Origin of the sequence: Vibrio sp. 10N.222.55.C6 (genome assembly GCF_041473395.1) — a bacterium.
Lineage (GTDB): Bacteria > Pseudomonadota > Gammaproteobacteria > Enterobacterales > Vibrionaceae > Vibrio > Vibrio crassostreae_C.
In genome coordinates this window covers 1-490 of sequence record NZ_JBFRSD010000636.1, presented here as the reverse complement: position 1 = coordinate 490, position 490 = coordinate 1, and the positions used below count along the sequence as shown (strand labels likewise).

The following is a 490-nucleotide window of genomic DNA, read 5'->3' as shown; positions in this document are numbered from 1 at the left end:
GATATCTGATGCGCCCTTACGCACCGCATCGACCAGTATTTGATTGATAAAGCGGCTGACAGGGGAATCGTCTTGGCTGAGATCTTCAATCGACGCTATCTCATCGTCAGAAACCTCAACAAGATTGGCGAGTTCGTCTTGAGTTATCTCTTTGCGTTTGGAATCTTGCCCTGAAATAGAGCGACCATACAACTTTCGTATTGCGCCTTCTAATTCAGAGTAGTTAGCGACAACGAGTTCTATCTGCAATCCGGTCGCAAAGCGGAAGTCATCTTCTGCTTGTAAATCGGTTGGGTCGGCAGAAGCTAGAGTGAGAGTCGAACTAGAGGTTGAAACTGGGATAGCGTGATACTTAGTGATCAGCTCGCGAAGCCCTAATTGGTCGCACAATACTTCATAGTCAACATTGGCAAGCTGAACTAACGGCAAACCGAAAATGGCTTGAATATTATGTGCTAGGGAGTCGCCTGTGAAGAAATCAAGAACGAGC

At 46.5% G+C, this 490-nt stretch carries 1 pseudogene; it reads right to left on the bottom strand.

What is annotated here, in order from left to right:
• Positions 1-490 (bottom strand): annotated as a pseudogene (locus AB4486_RS25415) (type IV-A pilus assembly ATPase PilB); the annotation flags it as partial.